Here is a 473-nt window from a genome sequence, read left to right as displayed (position 1 = left end):
AGCGAGGCGAACCGGGGGAACTGAAACATCTAAGTACCCCGAGGAAAAGAAATCAACCGAGATTCCGAAAGTAGCGGCGAGCGAAATTGGACTAGCCCTTAAGCTTTATATGCGTTAGACGAACGGGCTGGAAAGTCCGGCAATAAAGGGTGATAGCCCCGTAGTTGACAACGCACATTCAGTGAAATCGAGTAGGGCGGGACACGTGATATCCTGTCTGAATATGGGGGGACCATCCTCCAAGGCTAAATACTACTGACTGACCGATAGTGAACCAGTACCGTGAGGGAAAGGCGAAAAGAACCCCTGTGAGGGGAGTGAAATAGAACCTGAAACCGTGTACGTACAAGCAGTAGGAGCACCTTCGTGGTGTGACTGCGTACCTTTTGTATAATGGGTCAGCGACTTATATTCAGTGGCAAGGTTAACCATCTAGGGGAGCCGTAGCGAAAGCGAGTGTTAACTGCGCGACT

The 473-nt window shown here is 50.3% G+C and carries 1 rRNA gene; it reads left to right on the top strand.

Going from position 1 to position 473, the window contains the following annotated elements:
- A 23S ribosomal RNA gene (locus tag ATB76_RS26915) occupies positions 1-473 on the top strand; the annotation flags it as partial.

The sequence above is a fragment of the Vibrio sp. MOR3 genome (assembly GCF_001557775.1).
GTDB lineage: Bacteria > Pseudomonadota > Gammaproteobacteria > Enterobacterales > Vibrionaceae > Vibrio > Vibrio jasicida.
Note: the sequence above shows the minus strand (reverse complement) of the source record. Positions and strands in the feature narration are given on the sequence as shown.